Origin of the sequence: Rubrimonas sp. (assembly GCF_036788415.1) — a bacterium.
Lineage (GTDB): Bacteria > Pseudomonadota > Alphaproteobacteria > Rhodobacterales > Rhodobacteraceae > Rubrimonas.
In genome coordinates this window covers 20,809-27,262 of sequence record NZ_DAIQNN010000039.1, presented here as the reverse complement: position 1 = coordinate 27,262, position 6,454 = coordinate 20,809, and the positions used below count along the sequence as shown (strand labels likewise).

7 protein-coding genes are annotated in these 6,454 nt (G+C 68.5%); all 7 read right to left on the bottom strand.

Annotated features, from left to right (window positions below; genetic code table 11):
- Positions 1 to 1,230: vWA domain-containing protein (locus V7Q31_RS10675; RefSeq protein WP_333833831.1), on the bottom strand; the 1,230-nt coding region annotated here is incomplete at its 3' end.
- A gap of 67 nt (positions 1,231 to 1,297) precedes the next feature.
- Positions 1,298 to 2,050: a glucose 1-dehydrogenase gene (locus V7Q31_RS10670; RefSeq protein ID WP_333833830.1), complete on the bottom strand. Its 753-nt coding sequence runs from the start codon at positions 2,048 to 2,050 to the stop codon at positions 1,298 to 1,300.
- 36 nt (positions 2,051 to 2,086) lie between these two features.
- Positions 2,087 to 2,716 carry a CoA transferase subunit B gene (locus V7Q31_RS10665; protein ID WP_333833829.1) on the bottom strand — a complete coding sequence of 210 codons (630 nt, stop codon included), beginning with the start codon at positions 2,714 to 2,716 and terminating at the stop codon, positions 2,087 to 2,089.
- A gap of 28 nt (positions 2,717 to 2,744) precedes the next feature.
- Positions 2,745 to 3,023 (bottom strand): hypothetical protein, encoded by a 279-nt coding sequence (locus V7Q31_RS10660; protein ID WP_333833828.1) that lies wholly within the window; start codon positions 3,021 to 3,023, stop codon positions 2,745 to 2,747.
- Between the two features lie 14 nt (positions 3,024 to 3,037).
- Positions 3,038 to 3,733: a CoA transferase subunit A gene (locus V7Q31_RS10655; RefSeq protein WP_333833826.1), complete on the bottom strand. Its 696-nt coding sequence runs from the start codon at positions 3,731 to 3,733 to the stop codon at positions 3,038 to 3,040.
- A 411-nt stretch (positions 3,734 to 4,144) separates the two neighbouring features.
- Positions 4,145 to 5,281 (bottom strand): amidohydrolase family protein, encoded by a 1,137-nt coding sequence (locus V7Q31_RS10650; protein WP_333833825.1) that lies wholly within the window; start codon positions 5,279 to 5,281, stop codon positions 4,145 to 4,147.
- A 328-nt stretch (positions 5,282 to 5,609) separates the two neighbouring features.
- Entirely contained in the window at positions 5,610 to 6,350 is a 741-nt protein-coding gene (gene pstB / locus V7Q31_RS10645) for a phosphate ABC transporter ATP-binding protein PstB (protein ID WP_333833832.1), read from the bottom strand.
- Positions 6,351 to 6,454: the final 104 nt, after the last annotated feature.

Sequence of the window (6,454 nt, the reverse complement as noted above, 5' to 3'; positions counted from 1 at the left end):
CCGCGCCATCCGCGCCTTCACCCCCTGATCCTCGGGCCGGGTCAGCGCCTCGGCCAGTTCGCTCAGGCTGGCGATGTTGTGGGCGGCGCGGAAGCTGTCGACATGCGGCAGCAGCGCCCGCACCCCCCGCGCGCGCGGCGCGAAGCCGTCCCAGCGCAACAGCGGATTCAGCCAGATCAGCTTGCGCGCCGACAGATGCAGCCGCTCCGCCTCCTTCGCCAGCAGCTCGGGGTCCTCGCGGTCGAGCCCGTCGGTGATCAGCAGCACCACCGCCCCCTGTCCCATCACCCGGCGCGACCAGTCGCGGTTGAAGGCGCGCAGGCAGGCGCCGATCCGCGTGCCGCCCTCCCAGTCGCGCGCCTGCGCGCCCGCGCGCCGCAGCGCGTCGTCCACGTCGCGGCGGGTCAGGTCGCGGCTCACATTGGTCAGCCGCGTGCCGAAGGTGAAGCTGTGCACCTTCGCCCAGCCGGCGCCCTTGGCGTTCGAGGCGGCGTGCAGGAAATGCAGCAGCATCCGGCTGTAGCCCGCCATCGAGCCGGAGATGTCGCACAGCGCCACCAGCGCCGGCCAGCGCTCGCGGCGCTCCCGCATCCGCAGCGCCGACAGCTCGCCCTGCCGCAGCCCCGCGCGCAGCGTGCCGCGCCAGTCCGGAATGCTCCCCCGCGCCGCGACCTGCGTGCGCCGCGAGGCGATCGGCGTCACCGGCAGCGCGATGCGCGCGATCGCGGACTTGGCCTCGCGCAGCTCCGCAAGCGTCATCTGCTCGAAATCGCGCGCGCGCAGCCGCTCTTCCGCGGATTGCGTCAGCGTCGCGTCGACCTCGATCTCCTCGCCGTCCTGCGCCTGCGGCTGGGGCGGGGGAGGGGCCTCGGCCTCCTCCATCATCGCCTCCATCGCCCTCAGTTCGGCGGCGCGCTTCTCGCGTTCGAGCGCGGGCGCGCGCATCATCGGCATCAGCGCCGCGATCATGCGGTCGAGGAATTGCGGGTCCTTCCAGAACAGCTGGAACGTCGTGTCGAACAGCGCCCGATGCTCGGGCCGCGAGATGAAGCAGGCGGCGAGGATGTGGCGGAAATCCTCGCGCCGCGCGAAGCCCGCCGCCTCGACCGCCCGGATCGCGTCGACCACCCGCCCCGTGCCGAGCGGCAGCCCCGCCTTGCGCAGCGCGCGGGCGAAATGGACGATGTTGTCGGCCAGCTTGCCGTTCTGGGGGACGATCAGTTCGGGCATCCGCCGCTCTCCGGGCCTTCGGTCGCGCGCAGAGTGCGCGAGGGCGGGCGGGCTGCGCAACCCGACCTCAGACGCAGCGCCCGCCATCGACCTCCAGCACCACGCCGGTCAGGAACTCCGCCTCGTCCGACGCCAGGAACAGCGCCGCGCGCGCCACGTCGCGCGGCTGCGACAGCCGCCCCATCGGGATGGTGGCCACGAATTTCGCCCGGTTCTCCGGCGTGTCGGGCGCGCCCATGAACGCCTCGAGCATCGCCGTCTCGCCGATCACCGGGGCGATGGCGCAGACGCGGATGCGGTCCGGCGCAAGCTCCACCGCCATCGACTTGGCGAGCAGGTTCGCCGCCGCTTTCGAACCGTTGTACCAGGTGAGGCCCGGGCGCGGGCGGATGCCCGCTGTCGAGCCGACCGTCAGGATCGCCCCGCCCGTCCCCTGCCGGCGCATCAGCGGGACGACCGCCCGCGCCATCAGATAGATCGACTTGACGTTGACGGCGTAGACCCGGTCGAACTCGTCCTCGGTCACGTCGAGCATCGGCTGGTTGCGATGCGTCCAGCCGGCGTTGTTGACCACGATGTCGAGCCCGCCGAAGGCGCGCTCGGCTTGCGCCACCGCCCGCGCCGCCTGCGCGCCGTCGGTCACGTCGCAGCCGAGCGGCAGTCCCGCCGGCCCGATCTGCGACGCCACGGCCTGCGCCCCGTCTTCGTTGAGGTCGAGCACGCCGACCTGCGCGCCCTCATGCGCGAACAGCTCCGCGATGGCGCGACCGAAGCCGGAGGCCGCGCCGGTCACCAGCGCCCGCTTTCCCTTGAGCCGCATCCCGTCCCTCCGAACTGGCGGCGTCTGCGGGCCGCTTCAGTTGACGATGGTCGCCTCTGTCGCCTTGCGCAACTGATCCTCGCTCACCCCCGCCGCCGTCTCGACGAGGCGCAGGCCTCCGGGGACCACGTCGAGCACGCCGAGATTGGTGATGATGCGGTTCACCACGCCGGCGCCGGTCAGGGGCAGGGTGCAGCGCTTGAGCACCTTGCTCTCGCCCGCCTTGTTGGTGTGGTCCATCACGATCACCACGCGGCGCACGCCCGCCACGAGGTCCATCGCGCCGCCCATCCCCTTCACCAGCTTGCCGGGGACCATCCAGTTGGCGAGGTCGCCGTTCTCGGCCACTTCCATCGCGCCGAGGATCGACAGGTCGATATGCCCGCCCCTGATCATCCCGAAGCTGTCGGCGGAGGAGAAATAGGAGGTGTGCGGCAGTTCCGTGATCGTCTGCTTGCCGGCGTTGATCAGGTCCGCGTCGACTTCGTTCTCGGTCGGGAAGGGGCCCATGCCGAGCATCCCGTTCTCCGATTGCAGCGTCACCTGCACGTCGTGCGGGATGAAGTTGGCGACCAGCGTCGGAATGCCGATCCCGAGATTCACATAGAAGCCGTCCGCCATTTCGAGGGCGGCGCGTTCGGCCATCTGGTCGCGGCTCCATGCCATGCCGGCGGTCTCCTCTGATCGGCGGGGTCTAGCCCGCCTTGCGGCCCGTGCTCGTGTAGAGCCGGATGTTGCGGGTGACGTCGGCGGCCTCCTGCGCGACCTCGCGCATGGCCATCGACACGATCTCGGCGGAGTACTGGTTGGCGAGCATCGCCGCGATGTTGGCCACCGCCGCCTGGTCGCGCGCTTCGCCTTCGCGCGCGAGATACTTGTCGGCCAGCGTCACCGCGTCGTGCAGGAAGATGTCGGCGCGCTCGCGGATTTCGCGGCGCATCTGTTCGTTCAGCTCGTTGAAGTCGCGGTCCATCGAAAGGCCCCCTCTCAGGCGGCGCGCACCGTGCGCTGCTCGATGCGCTTTTCGTGGGAACCCTTGAAGATGCGCTGAACGAAAATGCCCGGCGTGTGGATCATGTCCGGGTCGAGCGCGCCGGGCCGCACCAGCTCCTCGACTTCGGCGACCGTGACCTTGCCGGCCGTTGCGCACATCGGGTTGAAGTTGCGCGCGGTCTTTCGATAGACGAGGTTGCCTTCGGTGTCGCCCTTCCACGCCTTCACGATGGCGAGGTCGGTGCGGATGCCGCGTTCGAGGATGTAGGTCTGTCCGTCGAACTCCTTGTGCTCCTTGCCCTCGGCGATCACCGTGCCCACCCCGGTCTTGGTGTAGAAGCCCGGAACGCCCGCGCCGCCCGCGCGCAGCCGCTCGGCGAGCGTGCCCTGCGGGTTGAACTCGAGCTCGAGCTCGCCCGAGAGGTATTGCCGCATGAACTCGGCGTTCTCGCCGACATAGGAGCTGATCATCTTGCGGATCTGCTTGGCGTCGAGCAGGATCCCGAGGCCGAAGCCGTCCACGCCGCAATTGTTCGAGGCGATGGTCAGGCCCTTGACGCCCGCGCGATGGATCGCGGCGATGCAGTTCTCGGGAATGCCGCACAGGCCGAAGCCGCCGGCGGCGATGGTCATGCCGTCGAAGAGCACCCCTTCGAGCGCCGCGTCGGCGTTGTCGTAGACCTTCTTCATGCGCCCCCCGCTGCCGATGTCGACCGGTTCTACCGCGCTGCGCCGCCCCGCGCAAAGGGTCTTGCGCAGTGCGACGGGAGGATCGGGCGGGCGTCGTCGACGCGCTTGCGGCGACGGTCCGCGATGCGCGGGAAGCCGTCGGTCGCGGTGGGCAGGGCCGCAGGCGATAAGCTTGCCGGTCGCTACGCGCTTCCGCCGAGGCCAGCTACGACTCCGTGAGCGGCGTCTGCGGACCGTCACGCCCTTGATCGTGGCGGCAACGAGGGCTTGTCTCCGCCATGGGAAAGCTCCTGTCTGGAAGGGGGCCTGAGAAACCGGAACCTTCCAGTCAGGAGCGCCGCCCGCGAAGCTGGCCCCCACCCGCGCAGCGGCTGTGTTCCATCCCGTTTGGCGACACGCCCCAATCTCGAGTCAGCCCTCCAGACCGAGTTTGTAGATCTGATTTGCCGTCTTCCAGGCGATCTGCTCACGCTCCTCAGCGGACAGACGGGCCTCGATCGCGGTTCTGAGGTTGTCCAATGTCGAATGATACGCCGACATGGCGCTGAGGTCGCTGCCATACATGATCCGGTCCGCGCCGATGACGGAAATTGCGTGGCGCAGGTGCGCCGCCGTGGTGTCGGTCATGTCGAAATAGACGTTGGCGTTGCGCATCGCCACGGCGAGGCAGGCATCGAAGGACGCCTGGATGCCCCGTCCCATCTTCGTGAAGACGATCGGCACCGTCGGGAAAGCCCCCGCCACCTCGTCCGCCCAGACAGGCGAAAAGACGTAGTAGTGCACGCCCTTCCAGCCGGTGTATCCGGTCGGGAACTGGATGGGCAGATCGCCCCGCGCCTTGAGCACTTCCATGATCGGCGCCATGTCGCGGACGATCTTGGCCGGATGAATTTCGGTCGTGATCGGCACGACCTCACCCACGCCAAGCGTGGCGCTCATGGCAGGACTTTGCAGTTCATCGGCGATCTGGCGCACAACTGCGCTGACCTCGCCGCCATAGTCCACGCCCAGAGTCCCCCTTGCGGCGGCATTCGAAATTGCTTCGGGCCGATAGGTCGGGAAGAACCGCCCGTTGCTGTTCTTGGCGGCGTCGAGCACCATCTGATTATTGGTTCCCTTGGCGGGCGCGGTCTGGATGATGGCGTGCGTGACGCCATACCGATCCATGGCCCCCAGCAGAATCGCGGAGTCGTCCACGGCATCTTCGCTGAAGGCCTGGGCGAACTTTTCCGGCTGTGTGCTGCGAAGCGCGCCCCAGTCTGCGGAACTGCGGATGCTTGGCGCCAGCTCTGCGACAGTCGGTCCGGAGCCGAGGTGGGCGTGGACATCGATCAGGTACTTCGTGGGCGCCCAGCCCGGCCTGTTGCTGCGTCCCGCCATGGCCAGGGTGTCATCAGCGTACGCGGCAGAAGAGACGAGACCGCCCACCGCAGCGGCCGAGGTGGCGGCTGAAAGCTGGAAAAACTGGCGGCGCGAGGCCTCGATGCCGGATCTCTCGGGTTTTTCTGCATCGGGGCTTTCTTCTTGCCCGTCATGGTTCTCGCTCATCGATCTCTCCCGTTTGGCCGGCATTCCCCAAGGGCTTTGCCACTTTGTGGCGGGTCTGCCTTAACCTGCCCCCTAAGCAAGTAGCCACCCGCAACTACCTGCTCAATGGAGCGTCGGCCTTGACGCGGGTCACTGTTGGCTCCCTTTCGTGGCGCTGATCAGGGCGAGCCGGGCAGCCTCGGGGCGTTGCGGCGCAGAGACGCCCTCGCGGCTCGTCACGGCGAATGGCCGTTTCCCCGCGCAAGACGCCCCGTCGCGTCCTCCGCAAACGCAAGCGCCCGCCCTCGCCGCAGCGAGGACGGGCGCGCCGCATACGCTCTCCGCCGCTTCAGCCGAAGCGACCGGTGATGTAGTCCTGCGTGCGCTTGTCCGACGGATTGGAGAAGATCTTGTCGGTGTCGTCGTATTCCGGCATGATTCCGAGGTGGAAGAACGCCGTCTTCTGGCTGACGCGCGCCGCCTGCTGCATCGAGTGCGTGACGATGACCACCGCATAGTTCTCGCGCAGCTCGTGGATCAGGTCCTCGACCTGGGCCGTCGCGATGGGGTCGAGCGCCGAGCAGGGCTCGTCCATCAGCAACACTTCCGGCGAGGTGGCGATGGCGCGGGCGATGCACAGGCGCTGCTGCTGGCCGCCCGACAGGCCGGTCCCGGGCTGGTCGAGCCGGTCCTTCACCTCGCCCCAGATCGCCGCCTTCTTCAGCGAGCCCTCCACGATGGCGTCGAGCTCCGCCTTGTCCTTGGCGAGGCCGTGGATGCGCGGCCCGTAGGCGACGTTGTCGTAGATCGACTTGGGGAAGGGGTTGGGCTTCTGGAACACCATCCCCACCCGCGCGCGCAGCTGCACCGGGTCGACGGCGGGGTCGTAAATGTCCTCGCCGTCGAGCTTCAGGTCGCCGGTCACGCGGCAGATGTCGATCGTGTCGTTCATCCGGTTGAGGCAGCGCAGGAAGGTCGACTTGCCGCAGCCCGACGGGCCGATGAAGGCCGTGACGGTGCGGTCGAGCAGGTCGATGCTGACGTCCTTGATGGCGTGCGCGTCGCCGTAATAGACGTCGCAGCGCTTCACGGAAAACTTGACGTCGAGCGTGTTGGCGCGCCCCGCGGGCGTGGCGAAGCCGCCCGTCTGCGTCGTCTCTGTCGTCGCGGTGTCGGTCACGGGATGGCTCTCCG

Excerpts from the sequence above, each read along its gene's own strand:
- V7Q31_RS10665 (WP_333833829.1), bottom strand. The coding sequence starts at position 2,716 with ATGGCATGGAGCCGCGACCAGATGGCCGAACGCGCCGCCCTCGAAATG.
- V7Q31_RS10655 (WP_333833826.1), bottom strand. The coding sequence starts at position 3,733 with ATGAAGAAGGTCTACGACAACGCCGACGCGGCGCTCGAAGGGGTGCTC.
- V7Q31_RS10650 (WP_333833825.1), bottom strand. The coding sequence starts at position 5,281 with ATGAGCGAGAACCATGACGGGCAAGAAGAAAGCCCCGATGCAGAAAAA.
- V7Q31_RS10670 (WP_333833830.1), bottom strand. The coding sequence starts at position 2,050 with ATGCGGCTCAAGGGAAAGCGGGCGCTGGTGACCGGCGCGGCCTCCGGC.
- V7Q31_RS10660 (WP_333833828.1), bottom strand. The coding sequence starts at position 3,023 with ATGGACCGCGACTTCAACGAGCTGAACGAACAGATGCGCCGCGAAATC.